The organism is Providencia sp. PROV_01, assembly GCF_053098325.1.
The window spans coordinates 2,188,580-2,208,789 of sequence record NZ_JBRFKD010000002.1 but is presented as its reverse complement, the minus strand read 5'-3'; the positions used below and the strand labels follow the sequence as shown (position 1 = coordinate 2,208,789).

At 41.5% G+C, this 20,210-nt stretch carries 32 protein-coding genes and 1 tRNA gene; 2 read left to right on the top strand and 31 right to left on the bottom strand.

Translation table 11 applies throughout. From position 1 onward, the window contains the following. Positions 1-3: 3 nt before the first annotated feature. The 5 genes from ACU696_RS10700 to ACU696_RS10680 form a co-directional block, all read right to left on the bottom strand. Positions 4-393 (bottom strand): hypothetical protein, encoded by a 390-nt coding sequence (locus ACU696_RS10700; protein WP_447343097.1) that lies wholly within the window; start codon positions 391-393, stop codon positions 4-6. Between the two features lie 93 nt (positions 394-486). Continuing rightward, positions 487-2,217 (bottom strand): DUF2326 domain-containing protein, encoded by a 1,731-nt coding sequence (locus tag ACU696_RS10695; RefSeq protein ID WP_247603982.1) that lies wholly within the window; start codon positions 2,215-2,217, stop codon positions 487-489. Beyond that, the gene (locus ACU696_RS10690) at positions 2,186-2,422 is read right to left on the bottom strand and encodes an ABC-three component system middle component 6 (protein ID WP_307862973.1); all 237 of its coding nucleotides are present in this window, start codon (positions 2,420-2,422) and stop codon (positions 2,186-2,188) included. Before ACU696_RS10690 ends, ACU696_RS10695 begins: the two co-directional genes overlap by 32 nt. Then, positions 2,422-3,435: an SMEK domain-containing protein gene (locus tag ACU696_RS10685; protein WP_210815456.1), complete on the bottom strand. Its 1,014-nt coding sequence runs from the start codon at positions 3,433-3,435 to the stop codon at positions 2,422-2,424. Before ACU696_RS10685 ends, ACU696_RS10690 begins: the two co-directional genes overlap by 1 nt. Beyond that, positions 3,432-3,677: an Arc family DNA-binding protein gene (locus ACU696_RS10680; RefSeq protein ID WP_047256773.1), complete on the bottom strand. Its 246-nt coding sequence runs from the start codon at positions 3,675-3,677 to the stop codon at positions 3,432-3,434. Before ACU696_RS10680 ends, ACU696_RS10685 begins: the two co-directional genes overlap by 4 nt. A 113-nt stretch (positions 3,678-3,790) precedes the next feature. Between ACU696_RS10680 and ACU696_RS10675 the strand changes: the two genes are divergently transcribed. Together ACU696_RS10675 and ACU696_RS10670 are read left to right on the top strand one after the other, a co-directional pair. Continuing rightward, positions 3,791-3,949: an Arc family DNA-binding protein gene (locus ACU696_RS10675; RefSeq protein ID WP_081335999.1), complete on the top strand. Its 159-nt coding sequence runs from the start codon at positions 3,791-3,793 to the stop codon at positions 3,947-3,949. Positions 3,950-4,019: 70 nt separating this feature from the next. Next, on the top strand, positions 4,020-5,105 hold the full coding sequence (locus ACU696_RS10670; RefSeq protein ID WP_210815455.1) for a phage antirepressor N-terminal domain-containing protein: 1,086 nt from the start codon (positions 4,020-4,022) through the stop codon (positions 5,103-5,105). Positions 5,106-5,163: 58 nt separating this feature from the next. On the opposite strand, the gene ACU696_RS10665 is transcribed toward ACU696_RS10670, so the two are convergent. The 26 genes from ACU696_RS10665 to ACU696_RS10540 all read right to left on the bottom strand — a co-directional run bounded on the left by ACU696_RS10665 (position 5,164) and on the right by ACU696_RS10540 (position 20,166). After that, positions 5,164-5,559: a hypothetical protein gene (locus ACU696_RS10665; RefSeq protein WP_447343096.1), complete on the bottom strand. Its 396-nt coding sequence runs from the start codon at positions 5,557-5,559 to the stop codon at positions 5,164-5,166. Between the two features lie 3 nt (positions 5,560-5,562). Next, complete coding sequence (locus ACU696_RS10660; protein WP_447343095.1) at positions 5,563-6,204, bottom strand: DUF6246 family protein; 642 nt, start codon at positions 6,202-6,204, stop codon at positions 5,563-5,565. Between the two features lie 33 nt (positions 6,205-6,237). Beyond that, entirely contained in the window at positions 6,238-6,966 is a 729-nt protein-coding gene (locus ACU696_RS10655) for an immunoglobulin domain-containing protein (protein ID WP_140180763.1), read from the bottom strand. A gap of 14 nt (positions 6,967-6,980) precedes the next feature. Beyond that, positions 6,981-7,364, bottom strand: a complete 384-nt coding sequence (locus ACU696_RS10650; RefSeq protein ID WP_209102108.1) for a phage tail termination protein — start codon at positions 7,362-7,364, stop codon at positions 6,981-6,983. Further along, entirely contained in the window at positions 7,361-7,762 is a 402-nt protein-coding gene (locus ACU696_RS10645; RefSeq protein ID WP_209102107.1) for a hypothetical protein, read from the bottom strand. Before ACU696_RS10645 ends, ACU696_RS10650 begins: the two co-directional genes overlap by 4 nt. Before the next feature lies 1 nt (position 7,763). Then, complete coding sequence (locus ACU696_RS10640; protein WP_209102106.1) at positions 7,764-8,132, bottom strand: hypothetical protein; 369 nt, start codon at positions 8,130-8,132, stop codon at positions 7,764-7,766. Next, on the bottom strand, positions 8,129-8,530 hold the full coding sequence (locus ACU696_RS10635; protein ID WP_141173681.1) for a DUF7370 family protein: 402 nt from the start codon (positions 8,528-8,530) through the stop codon (positions 8,129-8,131). Before ACU696_RS10635 ends, ACU696_RS10640 begins: the two co-directional genes overlap by 4 nt. A 56-nt stretch (positions 8,531-8,586) precedes the next feature. Next, a complete protein-coding gene (locus ACU696_RS10630; RefSeq protein WP_209102105.1) occupies positions 8,587-8,844 on the bottom strand; it encodes a hypothetical protein in 258 nt (85 codons plus the stop codon). A 9-nt stretch (positions 8,845-8,853) separates the two neighbouring features. Next, the gene (locus ACU696_RS10625; protein ID WP_209102102.1) at positions 8,854-9,948 is read right to left on the bottom strand and encodes a major capsid protein; all 1,095 of its coding nucleotides are present in this window, start codon (positions 9,946-9,948) and stop codon (positions 8,854-8,856) included. Between the two features lie 15 nt (positions 9,949-9,963). Then, positions 9,964-10,401, bottom strand: a complete 438-nt coding sequence (locus ACU696_RS10620) for a gp53 minor capsid family protein (protein WP_209102099.1) — start codon at positions 10,399-10,401, stop codon at positions 9,964-9,966. After that, positions 10,401-11,675: a hypothetical protein gene (locus ACU696_RS10615; RefSeq protein ID WP_209102097.1), complete on the bottom strand. Its 1,275-nt coding sequence runs from the start codon at positions 11,673-11,675 to the stop codon at positions 10,401-10,403. Before ACU696_RS10615 ends, ACU696_RS10620 begins: the two co-directional genes overlap by 1 nt. Positions 11,676-11,677: 2 nt before the next feature. After that, the gene (locus ACU696_RS10610) at positions 11,678-12,607 is read right to left on the bottom strand and encodes a phage minor head protein (protein ID WP_209102096.1); all 930 of its coding nucleotides are present in this window, start codon (positions 12,605-12,607) and stop codon (positions 11,678-11,680) included. Further along, on the bottom strand, positions 12,543-13,913 hold the full coding sequence (locus ACU696_RS10605) for an anti-CBASS protein Acb1 family protein (protein ID WP_209102094.1): 1,371 nt from the start codon (positions 13,911-13,913) through the stop codon (positions 12,543-12,545). The genes ACU696_RS10610 and ACU696_RS10605 overlap by 65 nt, the downstream gene beginning before the upstream one ends. Continuing rightward, a complete protein-coding gene (locus ACU696_RS10600; protein WP_209102092.1) occupies positions 13,913-15,157 on the bottom strand; it encodes a PBSX family phage terminase large subunit in 1,245 nt (414 codons plus the stop codon). Before ACU696_RS10600 ends, ACU696_RS10605 begins: the two co-directional genes overlap by 1 nt. Continuing rightward, positions 15,138-15,584: a terminase small subunit-like protein gene (locus tag ACU696_RS10595; RefSeq protein WP_196718618.1), complete on the bottom strand. Its 447-nt coding sequence runs from the start codon at positions 15,582-15,584 to the stop codon at positions 15,138-15,140. The genes ACU696_RS10600 and ACU696_RS10595 overlap by 20 nt, the downstream gene beginning before the upstream one ends. 139 nt (positions 15,585-15,723) lie before the next feature. Next, positions 15,724-15,984 carry a DUF2560 family protein gene (locus tag ACU696_RS10590; protein WP_447343094.1) on the bottom strand — a complete coding sequence of 87 codons (261 nt, stop codon included), beginning with the start codon at positions 15,982-15,984 and terminating at the stop codon, positions 15,724-15,726. Between the two features lie 55 nt (positions 15,985-16,039). Then, a complete protein-coding gene (locus ACU696_RS10585; RefSeq protein WP_447343093.1) occupies positions 16,040-16,261 on the bottom strand; it encodes a hypothetical protein in 222 nt (73 codons plus the stop codon). A 59-nt stretch (positions 16,262-16,320) separates the two neighbouring features. Then, positions 16,321-16,863 carry a KilA-N domain-containing protein gene (locus ACU696_RS10580; RefSeq protein WP_447343092.1) on the bottom strand — a complete coding sequence of 181 codons (543 nt, stop codon included), beginning with the start codon at positions 16,861-16,863 and terminating at the stop codon, positions 16,321-16,323. 283 nt (positions 16,864-17,146) lie between these two features. Continuing rightward, a complete protein-coding gene (gene lysC / locus ACU696_RS10575; RefSeq protein WP_447343229.1) occupies positions 17,147-17,371 on the bottom strand; it encodes an Rz1-like lysis system protein LysC in 225 nt (74 codons plus the stop codon). Then, positions 17,289-17,666 carry a hypothetical protein gene (locus ACU696_RS10570; RefSeq protein ID WP_447343091.1) on the bottom strand — a complete coding sequence of 126 codons (378 nt, stop codon included), beginning with the start codon at positions 17,664-17,666 and terminating at the stop codon, positions 17,289-17,291. The genes lysC and ACU696_RS10570 overlap by 83 nt, the downstream gene beginning before the upstream one ends. Next, entirely contained in the window at positions 17,663-18,055 is a 393-nt protein-coding gene (locus ACU696_RS10565; RefSeq protein ID WP_206277348.1) for a M15 family metallopeptidase, read from the bottom strand. The genes ACU696_RS10570 and ACU696_RS10565 overlap by 4 nt, the downstream gene beginning before the upstream one ends. Beyond that, positions 18,018-18,320 (bottom strand): hypothetical protein, encoded by a 303-nt coding sequence (locus ACU696_RS10560; protein ID WP_447343090.1) that lies wholly within the window; start codon positions 18,318-18,320, stop codon positions 18,018-18,020. The genes ACU696_RS10565 and ACU696_RS10560 overlap by 38 nt, the downstream gene beginning before the upstream one ends. Next, entirely contained in the window at positions 18,317-18,730 is a 414-nt protein-coding gene (locus ACU696_RS10555) for a putative holin (RefSeq protein WP_071548375.1), read from the bottom strand. The genes ACU696_RS10560 and ACU696_RS10555 overlap by 4 nt, the downstream gene beginning before the upstream one ends. Before the next feature lie 93 nt (positions 18,731-18,823). Next, a tRNA-Gly gene (locus ACU696_RS10550) sits at positions 18,824-18,898 on the bottom strand. A 259-nt stretch (positions 18,899-19,157) separates the two neighbouring features. Further along, positions 19,158-19,316 carry a hypothetical protein gene (locus ACU696_RS10545; protein WP_447343089.1) on the bottom strand — a complete coding sequence of 53 codons (159 nt, stop codon included), beginning with the start codon at positions 19,314-19,316 and terminating at the stop codon, positions 19,158-19,160. A gap of 211 nt (positions 19,317-19,527) precedes the next feature. Next, entirely contained in the window at positions 19,528-20,166 is a 639-nt protein-coding gene (locus tag ACU696_RS10540; protein ID WP_196718622.1) for a hypothetical protein, read from the bottom strand. Positions 20,167-20,210: the final 44 nt, after the last annotated feature.

The following is a 20,210-nucleotide window of genomic DNA, read 5'->3' as shown; positions in this document are numbered from 1 at the left end:
ACATTAATTTAATAAACCAGATTTAGTTTCGATAGCTGAATCAGATAACATATACTTATCAACAACACCATCTTTGAATATTACTATCAATTGCTTAATCTGAGAATCAGCCCCACCATCAAACAATCCGTAAAATGGAATAAGGGTTGTCCCTTTAATTTGTGTATTTGCTAACGTATAAATCCACTGCTCACCAGTTTCACTGCTAAATGTCGTCGCACTTGGTTTGCCAAAAATTAGCTTTACCTCTTCTTTAGTTGTTTTACCTTTCACCAGCTTTGAATTAATGCTTTCTTGCGTCTCATTTTTTATTGAATGATTACCTGATGATGCGCACCCAGCCATTAACGATACCGCCAAGCCAACCAACCCAGCTAAAAATAACTTTTTCATCCCTTGCCTCAATATTAGATTAATTTGCCTTATATTAGCTTAGCGGGAGTGCAAATTGAAGCAAACAAAAAACCTGCCGAAGCAGGTTTATCGTCAACCAAAATATTCTCCAAATAAAGTGTTTTCTGGTTTGTCATCAAAGAGTCTTAGCACTGTACCTTTCTTTAACTCGTCTTTATCATTGCCGCTCAAAATATCGTCTTTCTTACTTGATGTTATCTCATCATAGATATCTTTATTAAGATTTACAAAATACTGAAGCCCATTTTCTTCGCACATTTCAAGAGATATTTTGAACATTGTTTTTATCTGTCGAATATCTATTCCAGAAAATAGAGCACTATCATGGGCAAGAAAACCCAGTAAATTCATGTTTAATTGATATAGCAATATGTCATAACAGAATATTTTAACTTCACCTACACCTTGAGATGAATCTTTCTGAATATGTATAGCTATATCGTAAAGGTACTTTGCGACCCCTTCATTTTTAGTTATTCGGATTGACCCGCCTTGGTGTGTGTAGAACCGTCTAACTAATGCTCTAAATTTAGATTGAATATTATCAAGATGCTCTTGTTTTGCCTCAATGTATTCCATTGCATCAACACTGATTTCAGCTCTCTGCTTTTCTAAGATGGCCTTGTTTTTTCTAACTTTAGCTAACGTCTGCTGATGACTTGATATTTCTGCAATCTCTGACTCTAAAGCCCTAACTCTATCGATGATAGAATTATATTCATCTAGAGCCCCCATAGAGCTGAGACCGCTGAGTAAGCTGTCTCTTTTGTTTTCTAGTCTATACAGAGTATCTTTTAACAAAATATTCTCTAAATTTATTTCATTTATGCTTTTCTCTATCCTCTCCCTTCTGCTCTCCTGAATTTTTATATGGAATTCTGTGGCATCTTCTAACCGTTTCTGTACCTTGTCAGAGAAATGAAATTTAGCTTCATTAAAAATTTGCTCAACCTTTTTAAAATCCACTTTTACGACATCCTTGGAAGAGCTTAGTATCCTTCTTTTGTTTCTCAGTTCGCGTAATTGAGAAAATACTTTATCTCTGATCTTGTTAATTTCATCAGTTAGCTCATCAGCTTGTAATTTTAATGCGTCGTAATTACTTGCTATGATGAAGTTATCTTTATCTTGTAATAACTGTTCTAACTTATCCTTTAAATCCAATAACTCTGACTCATCTTCTAGTACATTAGCTTTCTCCAGAGAGTTACTGGTTTTTGTTAAATCATCTATTTTGCTAGCTGTCTTTTTATAAGCGTTAGGAAGAGATAGATCTATACCCAACAAGTAAAGGTTAACCATTCTTTGATAAAAATCGTTAATTGGCTGCCCTTGTTGCATTAAGGTGCCATTATAGTAGTTTCTTTCTGGCAAAAATCTTCTAGCAAAACAATTAAAAACTTGTTTAAAAGTTACAGTCCCATTCAGGTTAATAAAGACCTTTTCAGAAAGATATTTACCAAATGTTTCTGATTTACCTATTTTTACCCCATTAAGATAATACACTTCATCTTCAAAATTTAATTTGATAGTGTACTCTGTGGAGCCAACAAGCATGTCTAGATAAAAATCACCATAACCTGATAAAAATGACTTTAGTTTGATGTCACTGGTATTTTTTTTGTCTAGTTTTCCACCAAGCATTAAATGCACTAAATTTAATGAACTACTTTTACCTATGCCATTGGAGCTATCTGTAGATGACTTGCTGGCTTGTAGGCCTACAACAATATTCATACCACTCTTAAAGGTGATAGTTTTAAATCTAGGATTACTTGAATATAATTTTAAAAGCTTCACCATCGAACTCCAATTGGCCAATTATAAATAAAAAATCTAGACAAAGCTGTAACTTATCAGCCTTTATAGGTTCAGGGTAAGTGTCATTAACGATATCGAGGATTTCATCAAAGCCAACGCATTCATTGCACTTTATCGCATCTAATACATATGCTGAAATGCAATACAACGAGCTAACTGGAGCGATTACTTTTGTCGGTAATATCACTATTTAATTCCTATATCGCACTCTTCAAAAAAGTAAGAGACAATAACCCAAGCCATTGATGTTTCCTGATAACTAGCTTTGAATGTTTCATTTTCTATCCTATGGCATAAGTCCCCTAATACCTTGGAGTAATCTATTCTATATTTTTCTACTGTTAGGCTGTGTAACTCACTAATACTTTTCTTTGCCACATCCCTATGCCTTGCACCACAAGATAACAAGCTATTTTTCAGAGCCTCTGCATAGAAACAATTAACTACCAAGTCCCTTATCTCCGTTAATGCCTCATCGTCTATATTTTCATAAATTGGCAGTGATGCTTCGCTGCCATTATGTAACTCGCACGACACCTTAAGGTTCAAATTGTTTAGCTTTATTTTTTCATCCAGCTCTTTATTGTTAAAATCCACACTATAGTCACGATCTTTTGATCTATTATTCTTTGCTAATAATTCAAACACTATCTGCAGCGATATTATATCTGTATACTTATCATTTAGTTGCTTAAAAAAACGATTGAAAATCTCAATCAGACGCAAATCAGATAATGACTTAATATCATTAACAAGGTCAGTAAAGTCCTTTAAATGATCTCTTATGTCCGTAATGCCATTATTTTTACTGTATTCTTCTATAGTTTTTCTCTTTAAATTTTTTGGTTTATTAAGTAAATAGAATACATCGAAGGTATATCCAGAATATTTTTCACATCCTTCTGAAAATAACTTTAATGTATTATCTATCTTTTCTTTGCTTGTAGTTGTCGTGACTTGAATTACGTGTTTTGATTTTTCATCAATTAGGTCAATATACTCTTGGTTTGAACCTGCAGCATTGGCATTTTTAAAGTTTTTTCCTTCATAAAGAAAATTAAAAACATCACAGTAATAGTCTTCGGCGTGAATATTGAGAGCATATACATTCATAGATTGATTTAATTCAATTTCACACATCATAATAGCTATTGTATGTGTTATTTTTCCTACCAATTCAACACGTTCATTAAGCGTCATGATTTACCCTCGTACATCTTCTTGACGGTTTCCATGAATAGCTCTTTGAACTTATCTGATTCTAAGTTGGCTAGCTCATCTATGTTCTTCGGTTTTCTTTCTTCGTCTACAGCTTCCTGTAGAATCATTATTATTTCCGAGTTCATAGAGCGTCCATTTTTTAGTGCTCTCTTTTGAATTTTTTCTTTTAAATCATCAGGTATTCTAACGCCCATTGGCGTTAAGCCTCTCATGCCTTTCATTATAGCCACCCTCTGCAACATTTAGCATCACAGTGTAGCTAAAATAATATTGACGAAATACTTTTAAATTGATAGCTTTATAGCTACACTTTAGCTACACAAAGGACAAAAAAATGAGGATGAGAGAAGTTTCCCCATTGGGGTTAAGAATAGACCCCGAAATCAAAGAAATATTGAAGCTTATTGCAAAAAAAGAAGGAAGGTCTCTGAATTCAGAGATGGTTCAGAGATTAAAGCGAACGCTCATACAAGATGGTTTATTGAGTGCTTAAAACAGCGAAGCCCCGACTGCGCGAACAGTCGAGGCTTCTAATTTAGTCCGAAACTTGTAGGAAACGAACTATGAATACTATATCAACAATTAATGTCCCTTTCCACGGCGATAACCTTTATCTGGTTAATTATGAAGGTCAGCCATTCGTAGCTATGCGACCATTCATTGAAGGAATGGGGTTAGATTGGGCCTCTCAATATACTAAGATAAAACAAAGATTTAAAACCTGTGTTGTGAATATCACAATGCAGCTTCCATGCGATAACCAACGCCGTAGTGTAGTTTGCTTAGCCCTTAAAAAATTAACAGGCTGGCTTCATACGATAAACATAAACAAAGTAAAATCTGAAATCAGAGAGAAAGTTGCTGCATACCAAGATAGAAGCGACGACGTACTCTATGAGTATTGGACTACTGGCGAAGTTAAGGCTAAAGCGAATGCTCGTCAATCAACAGCAAAAGAACTTACTCCGCTACGTCAAACAGCCGAGCGTTTAATTGCTACTGGTGTCGGTAATATTTATCCTGATATCTGGAAGTATGTTCACAAAGAGTTCGGCGTTGAGCATATCAACGAGCTACTACCTGAGCAGATACCGCAAGCCATTTCATTTCTTGATGCGCTTGAAGGTGAGTACATACCTAAACAGCAGTTACCACAGGTTGGACTTGAAAGCCTTGCAATGCCAATGTCATTCTTTGATGGGTTCGATTGGCTGTTTGACCTTGAGGGTGTTGATAAAGCAGAATCACTATCTGAATTCTATAGATACCCTCAAAAGATGCTTAAGAATATGGCTGAATACCCGAACCCACTAATTGAAATGCTGACTAAACTTAGAAGCACGGGCGTAAATATAGATGCAGCCTATTTTTGGTTAAAAGCTCTACAACATCATTACGAAGTTAATACTAGCAGTTTAAATCGAAAAGAAAGGCAGCTCTCAGACATTTTGCTAAGCAATACTTCTGTGGCTCACAATATTATCAAGTCAATCATAGATGAATGGCGAAACACACTAGCGCCAGCAATTAAAAAGTTAAATCCTAACTTAGAATCTGAAGTATCCAAGCAGTTATCTGAACTCAACGGCGTTGTTTATTGCAATTTATTAACCCTTAAAGGAAAGCCAGAGGCTAAACTCTTAGCCTAATCCACCCCAGCCCAAGGATGGGCTATCAATTCTCGCGAATCGCTATAATTAAACAATATCAAATACCTACTGTTGAATAAAACGGCGCACTACCTCTTTCAAACATAGCAAATGCGCTAAGACCAGCAATACCACGGTTAACAATCAACTTAGCTAAGTCATCATTTAACTCGCTAATAACGTAAGCATCATTTGCCTCTACCTGAAAAACCACACAGTTATATCCGTGTTCCTGACTGCATTCAATGTGCCGATTAAAAGCCAATATACCTTTATCTCGCATTACATCAGCAGCGCAATCAGAAAGTATCTCTACAACTCCATGGCTTATTTTATCTCTAGGCCAAGATAGCATGGCGGGATGACGCTCATAAATATCTGATGACGGAACAGGCTTCACAGTTGGATTAAAGCTCATTTTACCTTCTTCAAATGGCTTGAATGTTTCTTTCATAACCTACCTAGCATTATCACGCATAATAATTTTATCAGCCCAATCCATAGCTTCTTCATACCGCTTATTGGATGGGATTTTATCTTTCTCGCTACGGGGAAATTTAGCTTCCATTGCAGCTCGGAAACCTGTCATTGTCATTCCCCACGCTTCCTGTTCGCTGATACCCAAATGGGCTACCGCAAGGTAGACATAAACACGCGGGTCGAACTCGTTTGTGAATTTTCCTTGTGGCTCTTCGTCTTCATCAGGCTTTTGGTCGCCCATGATACCGTGTCGCATTAGGTGACGGGCTAGCTTAATAATATCCTCAAGCTCAATATACCCCGCTCGATAACTTAACCACCCCTTTCCATTGATACTAAGTGAGCCGATTAGATTGCTGATATTTTCGTTACAGCACACCTCCATCACTTCCTTGCATGCCATAGCCATTCTTGCAAAGCAGACTGGCTCCACTTGCTTAGCGATATCAGGATTGTTTATTTTTGGGAATTTACCGCCATGAATTGTAACGAAAACATCAGTCAATCTTGTTAGTGAGTCCTTCGCTAGTCTGGACATCGCAGAAAATGAAGGTGTAAAACAATACGATTTGCCATCTACTACTGCTGTAAATTGCCCTACATCAGTTAATACTTGCATGAGACCTCAATAGAGGGGCTTACGCCCCTTAGATTAAGAAATGGTGACTGTTGCTTGACTAGAAGTAACACTACCCGCAGAAGTTGAAGTAATGACGCAAGTATATTCCCCTGCATCACCCGCAACCGTTGCCTGCTTGGTGAATGTCGCAGCAGTACCGCCAGATACATTACTGTTACCTTTCTTCCATTGGTAAGTTAGCGCTGAGCCATCGGTGGATTTAGCCTCCACTGATAAAGTTAGCGTTTGGCCTACAGTTAAAGTCTGGTCTACTGGCTGTTTGGTGATTACGATTTCTTCTGGAATGTCACGGATATCGACACCACCTGCGCTATTGGCTTCTAAAGACCATGTAGCAACGTCATCATGAGGATTTTCATCGCTCCACGTAGGAACTAAGAAGCAGCCTTCTGTTATATCTATAGGGCTGACTATTTTAAACCAAACATAAGGTTGTCCAGATGTTTCAACTGGGTTGTATTGATGTCGCTTTAATTCACGCTGACCATAGATGGCCTCTTTTCTAGAGACACCATCACCAGAGAATGTGACATTTTTATATGTAACCAAGCTCTCTTGTGTGTTTTGCGGTGACTGGTCGGCAGTAGCATCTACTGTTTCCCATTCGCTAGATGTTGATTTGCCTCTCATCATACCTAAGCGTTTGTAATCACTAGGTGATGGCTTGTTCTCAGGGCATGCAATTGCATAATATACAACTACGTCGCGCCCTGTGAATGCACCTGATTCACATCCTGCCATGTTTATTTACTCCGTTATCGTGAGATTATTGTGTTGAAATTGATTTCGAAAAAGATGCGGTTTTCACTCATATGGTCTGAGATACCGCCGATTGGACGCATTGAAATAATGCAACCTGTTTGGTAGTCATCAAGCATGGCGCTTCGAATCCTTGAGGCCAAATCATCAACCTCATCAATATTCGTATCACCAATCGCTGAAATAAGAAGTATTCTATAGCTATCGCGAGTAACGGCTTCTTCTGAATTAGCGCCGCCCATCCGTTGAATAACCATAAATCTATCTATCTGGCTGCCTTCTGTCTCCTTCCAGAACCGCTTTTGTAACTTATATCCTGTGCTGAAATTATGCGAAACAAGCCAATCTCCAATCGCATCATATATTTCACTTGAGGTCATATTTTGTAACCTCGTCTAATAACTTCCTGTATTTCCTGCGCTCCATCTACTTCAAAACCTTTGCGTAAGAAATCAGGCTCTGCGTTAGGGTCCCAATAATTACCACTGCCATCCGGTCTAGGTTTGCCTTTCAGCGTTCCTTTTGCCGCGTTGACTGCTGCTGCATAGTTTGCCGAATAGCCCACTCTAGCCTCATAGCCATCAGATAGTTTATGAAGCTGTCGATACTGGCTATTAATTAGTGTCGATGATTTTATAGGGGTAAGTAAGGCGGCATACTTAGCGCCAGTTATAGCAACTTCTGTTAATACTCTGGCGGTACGATTATTAGCTATATCTTGCAACTCTAGACTAATGTTAGACTTAACTCGCCTGATACCTTTGACTTTTACACCCATATCACGTCCTTATCTCATAATCTGGCTCTTCACCGAAAAAGCTCATATCATCTTCTTTAACTGTGATGATAATGTCAGCTCCTGCGACTCTCGGGTCAGATTGAGAAGTGGTATCGCCTTTGGCAATGTAAAAGCCGCGCTCTGGCCTTTGAACATCTACACCGTTACGCTTTAACTCAGTGTAAAAAACGTTATTGGTAACAAACTCCTTTCCCAAATCGTCTTTCACAACTTCATTGCTAGATTGCCATGTGCAGTCGATAAGATAAGGCGTGCCATAGGTGATTGTGTCATCCCATTTACCACCGCCACGAATGACAGGGTAAATTGTTGCTAGTGCGGTATATGACCAGTTAGCAGTTGCGCTCATCGACCACCTCCACACATACACCCACCTTTCGCAATCCACAATCCAGCATGAGCTGTTTGAGTCGGGTCAGAAGGGATTAGCCCATTAGCGCATCCGTACTTATCTAAGCCACGTAGAAGCGATGTAGCTGCTTTCCATCTATCACCAAATGATTGATACCGAAATGACCGTGACGCACCGTTGGGGGCTGATTGTGAGCTGATATACTTATCACCCTGACCAAGTGCCATGAGTGCAAGCAAATACATCTGAATCAATAGCGCTGTTGCCGCTGGGTAATGCTTATCAAGGCATTCCTGAATACTACCGACCTGCTCAATCAATGCGTCGAGAATAAAATCAGGTAACTCTATTCCCTGCCCCGTCAGGTATTCTTTGGCTTGCTCTTTTGTGATCATGATTACCTCACAAAGCAAAGCCCCCTTTCGAGGGCATAAAAAAACCGCTTTCGCGGCTATTCTTCTGGAAGCAGAGCAATTAGCTCATCGACCTTGGCTTTCTCGTCAAACTCAATGCCTAACTCGGTGAGCTTTTCGATTACCTCTTTCTTGGTTGGCTTTTTAGTCTGCTCAACTGATGGTGTTAATGCCGCAGCGGCTTCATCTGACAGCAAGCGCACATTTGGTTTTAACACTGGATGCAATTCTTCAAACTCAACTACCTGCCCCTTAATAACTCCATGCCAAGGGATAATAACTTCATACTTAGCCATTTTATCTCCTTAGCTCAGTTTCGCGCCGTAAACTACACCAGATTTACCTTCACCATCACGAGTGATTTGCAGACCTGCCGCGCTCATGATTTGGAAGTTGTAGTTGTCCTGTGGTATAAAGCGAGGCTTAGGAACAACACCTGTTGCCATGCCAACTAATGGAGTTACTACATCTTTGCGGCGCTGATACGCGATGAACTCAGTACCTTTAAGCGCATAAGTCGGGCGAATTTCTTTCACGCCAGCATATGGCAACAAGGTATCGATAATGCGACCATTTACCACACTGTTAGCTGCACCAGCACCAACAGAAACAACCACAGGCTTGATTAAGTTACCCCATGCTTCATAACTTACCCACATAACATCGTAAGCATCTACTTTGTTATTGTATGCTGTCTGACCAAACGCACCATTGAAACCGAAGAATGCTAGCAGTGCCGGTAAATCAGCTGTGGTTAAATCGATATCTGCACCTGAAGTGCCTAAATCAATCTTCGCTGTGTTGCGGTGGTTCTTCATGCCTTGGCCTTTGTAACCATCAACGCTGATTTTGTCGTCACCATTCAGGAAGTAATTAACAATTTTCTTGTTGAATTGGCGCATCTTCGCGGTTTGAGAATCCAACACTAAGTCAATCCCCACTGTGCTTAAACCTGCCGCATGACGCCAGTTAACGCCATAACCAGCAGTAAACACTGGAATTGGGTCACCGTCTGAGCCATATTCAGTATGGTCGTGTGAATATGGTGCTTGACCATCGATACTGATCGATACATCGTCAGCAATATCACCAACCACATTGTACAACTTGGCAGTTTTACCAATCGGCAACACAGTTTGCAGGACCATTAAATCATTAACGATTTCCATTCCTGTTTCTTGGTCGCGGAGTTGGATAATGTTACGGTCAATCTCAGCCCAAAATTCACGAGTGAAGCCGCCAACTTGGTTTGCCGCTAACGTTTCACCGTCCATCACGTTCTGATACTGGTTAATCATCAGATTGTGTTGCGTGTTGTAAATATTACGTGTCGCCCACAATCCTTCCCACTGACGTTGCAGTCGGCTATTTGTTGCTAAAGTTTCAGCAGTATAAAACATAGTTTTTCCTTTTAATTATGCAGCGGCAACAGTGCCAACACGGAAGCGAACTCGAATGAAATCCGCGCTAGACAGAGTTACTTCATCTTGGCTGTAGCCAATAACCGAGTCGGTATCAGCAGTTGCCAAAGCACCTTGACCATCCACACCAAATTTAATCGGCGAGTCTTTTTTGTAAGTGCCAGCAGGAACCAACAAAGCGAGCTCTCGACCTTCTTCCACATACTCACCGACAGCAGAGTCGCCAGCAGGAATAGCATCACGAATTGTCAGGCCTTGGTGATACGCAGGATTGGTGATGTAGATACGACCTGTTAATGCTGTAGCTTGTGCAAACTCATCATTTGCATCAATAACCACGAAAGTACCGGGCAACACATTAGCCTTTGCTGCGCGAGTTTCTGTGATTGATTTGCCGTCAAGATTTACACGGCGGTAACGACTAGTAGCCATTATTGAGCTCCTTTAAAGTATTCCGCTGGGTTTGGTGCGCCAACTTGCTCCTGCTGTGCGCCTGAGTTGCCAGCTAATGATGCTGCTTCACCGAGTTGCTTATGCATATCGATTAACGCTTGGCCTTGCAGTGAATTTGCAACCACTTCGCCATATTTAGCCGCTACTTCTTTGCGCATTTCTGTTTCTTCAGCGCGTTGGTTAGCGGTTAAGCTTTCAGATAATTGTGATTGGTTCGTTTTAATTTCACTTAGCGTTTCTTTGATTGGGTTAATTACGCTCTCATTGTTTGCGGCAATCGCGTTGCCAATGATAGTGCTTAGTTGGTCTAAATCTTCTTTAGTTAAAGGCATGTCGCCCTCCGTGCTATTGTTGATTGCAGGGCTTGCCTGCGGTTTACTGAATACCGATTTAAGTTTATTTGTTACCACTTTCACCCACGACTCTTGGCGCTCTACTTCTTCGCCTTGAATGTCAAATGTGATAACGCCATCTTCGTTAGTGTAGGAATGTAATTTAGCCGTGCCGTTATCTACCATGATGACTGCGTGTGTATCAGTGAAATCAGATACCCATACATATTCGTCACCAGTAGCAAACTGCTTGCGAGCCGCCATTGTTAACTTGTGCTCTTTCTCGCGATAAGTTTCGCCAGTAAGCGCACCATTGTTGATTTTCATCTCAGTTGCTTGGTCAGCGTTGACCATCATCCCAACGCCTTGAGTCGGTGTTGCTGCGCCAGACTCATGAAGTAATATTGCGTCATGGTCCATGCTGTGGATTTTTGCAATCCAGTTATAGCCTTGTGCTTTCTGCTCTTCGTTGGCTTCAAGTTGCTCCAAGAAAACAGCCACACTGGTATGAATTGGCTCTGAGCTTTCGCCGCTTTCCAGCGCTTCCACTCTTGCCAACACTTCGCGACCACCTTCAGATTCTTTTGCCTTGTTTACATCAATCCACTTTTCGACATAAATCCGATTGCCAACTTTCGCAACATTACGATTCCATGCGCCTATATGCCCCTGATTGATACCCTCAGCGGATAATGCTGATACGAACTCACCATTTACCGTTGGGTGACCAAGTGGCGCTAGAGTGCCTTCTAGACCTCTGTAGTGAGCATTGATTTCTGTGCTTGGATATAAGCCACCATTCATGATGACGTTAGCTGGTAGTGTGTAGCTTGGTATGATGATGTGCTCACGTCCGTTATAGGTTTCACGCCTGATTGATGCGCTGTTAACCTTGGTCGTGACGTTTACTTGAATCGGCATCGTTATTCCTCCGCCCATTGGTAACCACGTTCTTTCATGGCTTCTTTTTCCTCTTTCAGTTTATTGAGTAACGTATCGTTATACGGTCTGCCTTCTTTATCGGTCAGAATCGTCACCGTCGAGCACTTGCAGTTGATTGAATTACCATCTACAGCCCACCAATCGCGTTGCTCGTCAGTGGTAAATATTTTGCCGTGACGTGATGCATGATTAGGTCGAGTTGTTGGGCTCAGTGCTGATATGTGGACCTGTCGAGTCTCAAGGTTGAGAACTTCGCTAGCTTCGTCAGCTTCATCCATTCTAGCTCTACGCAATGCTGTGGTAATTTCCGTTCTAGCTACTCGATTAGCGCGACGAATTTCGATACCTGATTGCTCATTCAGATTTCTAGCTACCTCACGAGGATTTAGCCCTCTCGCTATGCCATCGGTAAGAATGCGCGCCATATCTGCTTTGACTTGTGCTGATAGTCCTTTCATTTCCTCAAACACACGAGCGCGAACTAACGCCATCCGAAGTTGATAGGGCTCACTGAGCAATATCGTTGCTACGCTTTGCTGTGTTGCTGCGTATGCTGTCGATTGCTGAGCTAAGTTTGCATATTCCTGCGCTGTTCCTCGCTCATATGCTGTGCTGACGTACTCATTGAAAAAGAAGTTATTGAATTCACCACCCTGCAATAACACCTCATCGACCATGAGCTCGCCGTCTCTCAAGATGATTGAAAGATAGTTAGGGTCTAGGTCGAATTGGTATTTTTTATTAACTACAGGTTCGGATGGTATTCTATTGAGTAGCTGTATGTAGCCTTGTGATACTTTTTTAATGCGCTTGGCAAAGGCTTTCATTGCTCCGCGCTCTAATTTATCAACCGCTGTCGGATCTGCTTTCGTTCCTGACCTTATCGCGGTTCGTATCTTCTGGATTTTCATCGAATTCACCTAACGGGTCATCACTGTCGTTTTCATGCCCTGCCGCCGTCCTGATTTCCTCAACAGTAAATACAGGTTCGCCAGTTGCTAGTGATGTCTGATTAATACGGCTCATCTTCTCAGCACTATCGAGTTTTTCAGTAGCTGATTGCTCGTTCAGGTCATCCCAAATAACCGTTTTCTCAGCAATAGGCTCTAGAACCTTGATTCGTGTTAAGTGGTCAATAAAGTCTTCCACCTCGAATGAAAGCTCGCTCTCCCTACGTGACTGACAACGTGAATTAAAATACTTTTGGTCTTCGGTGCTGGCTCTTTCTCCTGTTTGCATGCCGACGAGTATTTTCGATGGGATATCCATTGCTGCGGCGGCAGTTTGAAGATTGACGTTATATGTAGGCGTTGGGTCTGATACAGCAGTAACTAACGGGTTAACGTTAGCTCCCTGAGTGATCATAACTGCGTCATTGCCTATGTTGATTTCCCTAGCAACATCGTTATAAATCTCCTGCAACTCTGACATTTCAACGCCGTAGGCTCTTGCTAAATCATCAAGCTTGGCCTCTTTGTCAAAGTTCACTGACAGCTGTCTGGCTGCATTTTTTAGGAATGACTCACCAGAACCGCCTTCGACTTTTTCAAGGCTCACAAATGCGTTGTAGGCTGGCTCAAGGAAGCCAATCGCATCAATGGAGTAGTCACCTAGAATGAACACGCGGTCAGGATGAATATTGATGTTTCTAGTGCCGCCATTGGGTAGTGACTCGGTGTATTGCCACATCTTCGGCTGACCGTAGTCAGGCGAGTTAATATCAGTAACCCACTCAGTAGGTTTGATAGCACTAGCCCATGCAGGAGTGACCTTTCTCAAAAGTTTGGAGGCTTTAACCGGTTCGTGCCATTTACCATTGTCATTGATGTGAAGGATTAGGCCAGAATAGCGACCTACAAGACGGCGCTGATCTGCCTCTTTAAACTCTTTCCATATGCGTTTGTTAATTGCTTTTTTGAAAGACTTTTCCCACGCCGTTTCATCTTTCGACTCATCGGCACTATCTCCTTCAATGACTTGCGGAGATGTTTTCCAGCACGTGCCACTTAATTTAGTTACCCCGCCGTATGCAATCCCACCACGGCGAAATAGTTTGTATAAATCATCAAAGGTTAAATCTTGTTTGAATCCGTATTCGCACCAAGCAGATGATCGCTTAGCGTCAAGCCCCATGGTTGGATTGACCAAAGCCATACGGGCACGAGCTATCGCATCATTCACTAAGTGATTGACGGCTAGTTTCATGTTTTCTTGCATTATCGCCTCAGTAATCTTTTTGGAACCAATAGGCCTGCGTTAGATTTTTGTGTGATATACCCATCAAGCCCATATCTAACAGCATCCCAACAGTGGTTATTAGCATCCAAAATCACAGGCAATACTTCACCAGTGATCCGGTCTGTTTTATATGAGTAGAGACGGGCTTCCTTTGCTGTTTCTTTACAGCGAGGATGAATGATGATTTGTTTGAATCCGCGTAAATGCGTAATACCATCCTCAACACTACCCTGCCACTTTTTAGCGGCTGAGATATTGAATCCCTGCCGCTTTAAATAGCTGATAGTTTCAGGTCGTGCGGAATCAGCTTTAATAGGCCACTTACGCGCCTCTGGTATTTTGTCGTAAAACTCTGGCATGTGGTCAAGTTCAACGCCTACGCCATAAGCCTCATATTCGATATACAAACAGTCATTTAGAATGAATTGTCGCAATAATGTGTTAGGGTCTTTAGCGAAACCGAAGTCAGCACCGAAAAGCAACCTATCTGCTTTCTGCCACAGGTCATCAGGGAATGATTGAACGACATATTTATTGGCTAATACTTGCTTATCGGAGTTTTCAAGATAAGCGCCTTCCCATATCCACGCATAAGTAGCTTCATCTAGTCTGGCTCGGTCATTCAGCCGCTCATCTTCCAATACTGACGGGAACCACGGGTTATCATCGTAGTTCATCTCGACAACGACAGCGTTATCAGGTGGGTTCTTCCTAAAGCGTTTATCTGTTGCGCTACCGTCTCGCTCAGGGTTCCATGTCACCCATATTTCAGAGCCAGCCTCACGAACCGTAGGAGCAAGTTTTGTCCATGCTATTTCTGATACTGATTCAGCCTCATCGACCCATGCGATTAATATTCTTGCCTTAGATTTGATGCTATCTAAGTTATGCCGTAACCCTGCGAACACATAGCTAACTGAGCGGCACTTAGTGCGAATGTATTTCTCACCTAGTTCGTAGAAGTCATTTAACCAAGGCACAGACCTAATCGCCTGTTTAACTTCCTCCATTGATGATTCTTCAAGGGAGTTCATGTACTCTCGAGCGCAAAGTATTACTCCCGATTGACCATTCATCGCAGCCATGTAACCACGAATAGCCGTCATTAACGCGAATGTTCTCGTCTTTGCTGAACCGCGCCCACCATGTGAGCAGCGATAGCGATAGTTACCTTCGAATGCTGGAATTAATTTAGGCGGTATTTCAATCCTCGCTACCGTCATTGTTACCTCCGGCAACCAGAACTATTTTTGTTGGCTGTGGCGTCATTGACCCATCAGACGACTTAACATCAATATCTTGACTAATTTTATCGCCATACTTTTTAGGGCTCATTCTTGCCAAAGCCCACTTTCTCGTATCAATTCTTAACTTAGCCTTGGCTACTGCCGCCGACTCCTCGGCAACATCATCAGCAATATCAAATAGCTCCTCAAAAACAGCGTCAGCCCTAGACTCCATTGCTTTCGCGTACTGTTCACGAAAGTCTGGATTTTCCCGTAACCAGCGCATGACTTTTGTAGTATTTGGCATGCCTTTTCGTTTACATACCGAGCGCAAACTTTCACCATCGGCGATAAGAGCACATATATCGTCCGCCACCTCTGGTAAATAATCAGAAGGGCGACCCATTTTTGTTTTAGTCGCCATTAATTAACCTCAATCAGAACAATTAACTGGTTATGTTTATATACCATCGGCAACCAGTGATACCTTTGCCGTCATAAACTTATATAAAGCTCTATTAACGCCACTCAGTGAATGACGTTTGTAGAATTTTATAAATCAGTTATTCTGCTACTTCATCGTTGAATAACGTTTTCTTTGTTTCCTGCACTCGCTGATAGACGGAATCAACCTTAGTTAGCATGTCTACGCTTCCATTATCAAAGTTGCCGTTGTTGCTATTCCACAGTTGGACAAATAGCTCATATTCAAGTTGATCGTCGTTGATGAGCTTAATTGCCTTTGCGGTTGCTGCGGTGTTATTGCCTGTTAGCTTAAGTAAGCCTAAGCGGATTTTCTCTTTTGCTGTTAGTTCAGTAGTCATAAATTGCCTTTCTTTAGGTAATAAAAAACCACCCGAAGGTGGCTTGGTTTGGTGCTTAACTTATTATCTGTAAGTAGTTAGTGGGTAGTTGCATTCCATGCTCTTTGGCTAGTCGCTCCAACCTTTCGATAATTGCCCTCTTCCCTTCGTCGCTAGCATTTTTGTAATTGGCCTTTGCTGACTCTAGTATTGCATTCACCGTTGCAGAGGAACCTATCCCACCATTAAATTCAGCTTTATTTAGTATTTCATGTAAATCGTTTTTGAATCCTGACATTTCAATTCACCTTATATAGTTAGCCATGAATGATATTACTACATCTTAGTTGCAATTCATTATTGATAGCTTTCCATGATTGAGACCATATCAGGATCCATTTGAGCAACAATATTAGCTCTAGTGTCAGATAGAGATTTCTTACGACCTCCGACACCCCAGCGATTCATCTTGCGAGCACAGTGACTTATTTCTTGTTTTTCAGTTGCAATAAGCAAGTCCAAGCGATTTAGCATTGTCATATTAGATATCCCGTTAAGTGTTGCCTCACGGAATGTTTCATATACGCTAATTTCAAATTCAGGCTTAATCCATGCAGCATAGCGGATGGCTAAAAGCTCTGCCGCCCATACCCCTTGCTCATTACCACCCTTTATAACTTTAAGTGACTGATTTTCTTTCAAAGGACTTTTTTGTCCTCTGGAATCAAGAGCGGATACAAAGCGTTTTACAGAAGCACTTCGAATAAACTTACTTGGTTTTTGCGATTCGTTAGCCTCGCCCTTTAGCACTGCCGCTGAATGCAAATCATTTAGACTGTAGCGACCAGCGCTATCAACTCGAACTGATACGCCATTAACGATTACTTTTGGATAATTCATACGTATTACCTACATTTGAAATGAACCCTCGTTCACATAGAAAATCAGCCCGTCGAAGCTCGCCAGCTATAACTGACTTCCTCGAAGGCTCATATCAAAGTGATTGGATTCGACGTTTTAGAATTGCTCTGTGAATGAGCGGTGAAATGCGTAGAGGTCGCAGCCTAGCGATACTATGCTAGGCCACTTCTAGTCTGTTCCTAGCAGCCAAGATATTTGGATCACCTCTTTACTGGTTTAACAAATTATCTAACCTTGTCGGGGTTATGCATTAAAAAGCCCCCTAATTGGAGGCTCGTTGTTTCTCAATTTCCCGTATTGCTTTCTTGTCCAAGTTGCACTTTGCTATTGAGTTCATCGCATCAACCAACAGTTGAGGCATATCACCCCAATCAACATTCTCAGGGATATCAGGTTGAGGACAATCAGCGGTTAGGTGTGCTGGTATCGGTACTGGCTGAACGGGAATCAATACCTCTTTTGTAGTTCCGCAGCTCACTAACAACATCATCGGGCACAGCAGTATTAGCGCACTCATTGTCTTTGAGTACTGTTTTGATAACAGTCTTAACTGTGACATGTTCTGAGTCCTCTAATTGCTTTGCTTTGATGTTGGCTTGTGAAATTCGGTCAAATATAGAAAGCGTCCGGTAGGCATTAAATATAATGAGGTTACTCTCTATAATCTTTTGGTCTTTCTGGTCGCTTAGCTCTTTTTCGTGAGCTAATGCAGATAGAATCCAGAGGGAAAAAAATAGAAACGCAGCAAGCCAACCAGTTATTGGGCTAGTTATCCATTTCATGCCGGAATCTCAACATGCGGGCAATCAATGAACTTAGTTTCAATTGGTAGTGATGGGTCATTCTTCCAGTTGATACCGAAGCGCAATTTAACGCCTAACTCATCAGCGGCTTGCTTAACCGCTTTCAATAGTGGCTTAAATTCATCAATCTGCCACTTAGTATTCACAGGGATGATATCTACTGCATGACCTGTTAAGTGACGACTGTGCATTGTTTGTGATTTCTTTTCTGCAACCAGTTGCTTTTGTCGCTCTTGAGTTCGCAAGCCTTCAATAACAATGAAATCGACAGGGGTTATTTCCAGCGTGCGACGAATGACTTTCACTAAGTCAGGATTGACGTCTTTAAGGTTATTTTCGCTTCGCTGACTGAATTTGAAGTTGCTCATTCTTCACCTTTTTAAATACCTGCATGATGTTTCCTTTAGCTGCAAAAACCAAAACGCAGATGAACACATCACCGAGTAAGTTAGATAAGCTCGCATCGAAATCATTAGGCTTTATTAGTTGGTAGCTTTGCCATATACAAAGCCAGATAAGCACCATGCCGATAAATGAATCTCTATGACGAGCGTAATTACATAGAAACACACGAATGGCCATGAGAATTAACACGACGACATTCGTATAGTTGATAATCTCTTGATAACTCATTTTTTGCCCCTCCACTTTTCAGTTAAGGTGCTCATCAATACGGAGAAATTATTCTCAATGAGTCTTGGTAGCCATCTAATGGCCTTTGTTAGTGTCTCACTACTTGCGATAATGAGAAGCAATGAAATGAATAACGCTGAAACCAGAATGGCTGTTAATGTTTTACCTATCTCATAACCCGTCTCAGCTACAATTATTCGCTCTACTGATTCAGAGATAAGAACACCAGTTAAAAACGATAAGATAAATAACAGAACCTTTTTCTTGTTGTTATCTTTTGATGCTATGACCGCAACAGTTGCACCAATAATCGCACCTGTAATTACTCCGTAGTCAAAGCTTCCTGTCATTAATCCGATTGCACCACCGCCTGCCGCGCCGACGATAGCACCAGCTGCGGTACTTGGCATATATAACACCTGTGTTTTTAGTTAATAGATAGCCGCGCACAATCTCTATGCGTCAATTAAGTGTGTGTGATTAGAATTCTGTGGCGGCGTATTTGGAGCATCTGGTCGGAATCGAACCGACATATTTTGGTTGGAAGCCAAATGTGTTTACCAAATCACTACAGATGCAAATAATGAAGCTCCCCTCGGGACTCGAACCCAAACCGTCCATCTGTAGATAGCCGTTCTGCCGTGTTGAAACTAAAGGAGCGTAAAACAAAAAAGGCCGCACTAGGCGACCTCTTGAAATTTGACTTAAGAAATTTACGTACGATAACGTTTTCAAATAGTTACGTTATGCTACCCTCATTGATGAGGGAAACAAATTAAACGTTACCGCAAAATTTAAAAATTGAGGTAAGAGTCAACCCCCTCGAATTAGGGGGAATTAAAGTTTGAGATACCCATTACCAAAAAGCAGGGCAGCATTGAATTTTCGGCTTCGCTCCACCTGCTCTTCTTCTGACAACTTGTCACGCTCAGTATAAGGCGGCGCTTTGGCTGCGTCTGCTCTGGTTGGATATTTAGAATCCGTCGAATTCATCATACATATAAACCTCTATAACGCGAAAAGCCCCACCGAAGTGAGGCTCTATTTTCTTCGACCTCTCAGCCGATGCGGTTGGAGTTCCAGTCCAAATAGACGAAGTGACCAACTAGGCGGGATCGATAACAAGTGCCGCCTCTTTTACCTTGTTACCTGCTCTTTGCCTTTCACGACCGAGCATACACTAAATATACAGATTCATAACTTAATTTCAAGTGATTTCTGAAATATTTTTCATTTCAACTCCATACTGTGAGCGCTCTATCGCTATTTCATCCTGCATCACCATATATAGCTTCGCATTAAATAAACTAATACACCAACGCACACGGTCGATGCATTGTTTGATAGTCAGCCAAGGTGCTATTTGTTCCTGCATATAATTTGCGAGAGTTTGCAGAGTATTTCTGCCAAGATAGTAATCAGTAGCGACAACATAAATAGGATTGGACTTGTCGAACGCTTTCAATATTGCTTTCTCAACAAAATCAGCTTCATCTACATCGTTGGCGCGCTGAAACATGTCGCTGAGAGATTGTTTGGGAAATAATATTGCTCTGGCTTTTTCTTCAAGTTCCTGTCCTGTGTAGCCTTCTTTGCTTAATTGGTCGAATACCTTAGTGAAGCGTTCGATGTTTTCACCAGACCATCCTGTCATAAATCGCCATATACCATCACCACCGCCGCCATAGCCAAGATAATCACCGCCTTTCATTTCATCAGCCCATATAGATATGATCGCCCTTGTCCATCTTTCTTGGGGTGGGGTTAATCGTCTTGCTTTGCCTAAATATGACTTCCTTGGCGATTTTGCCAGTTGAAGATAAACATCAGGGTTACGCTCTCTCATCTTACCTCCGGCAATACTGTGTGATACCTATCTGAATGAGTGGT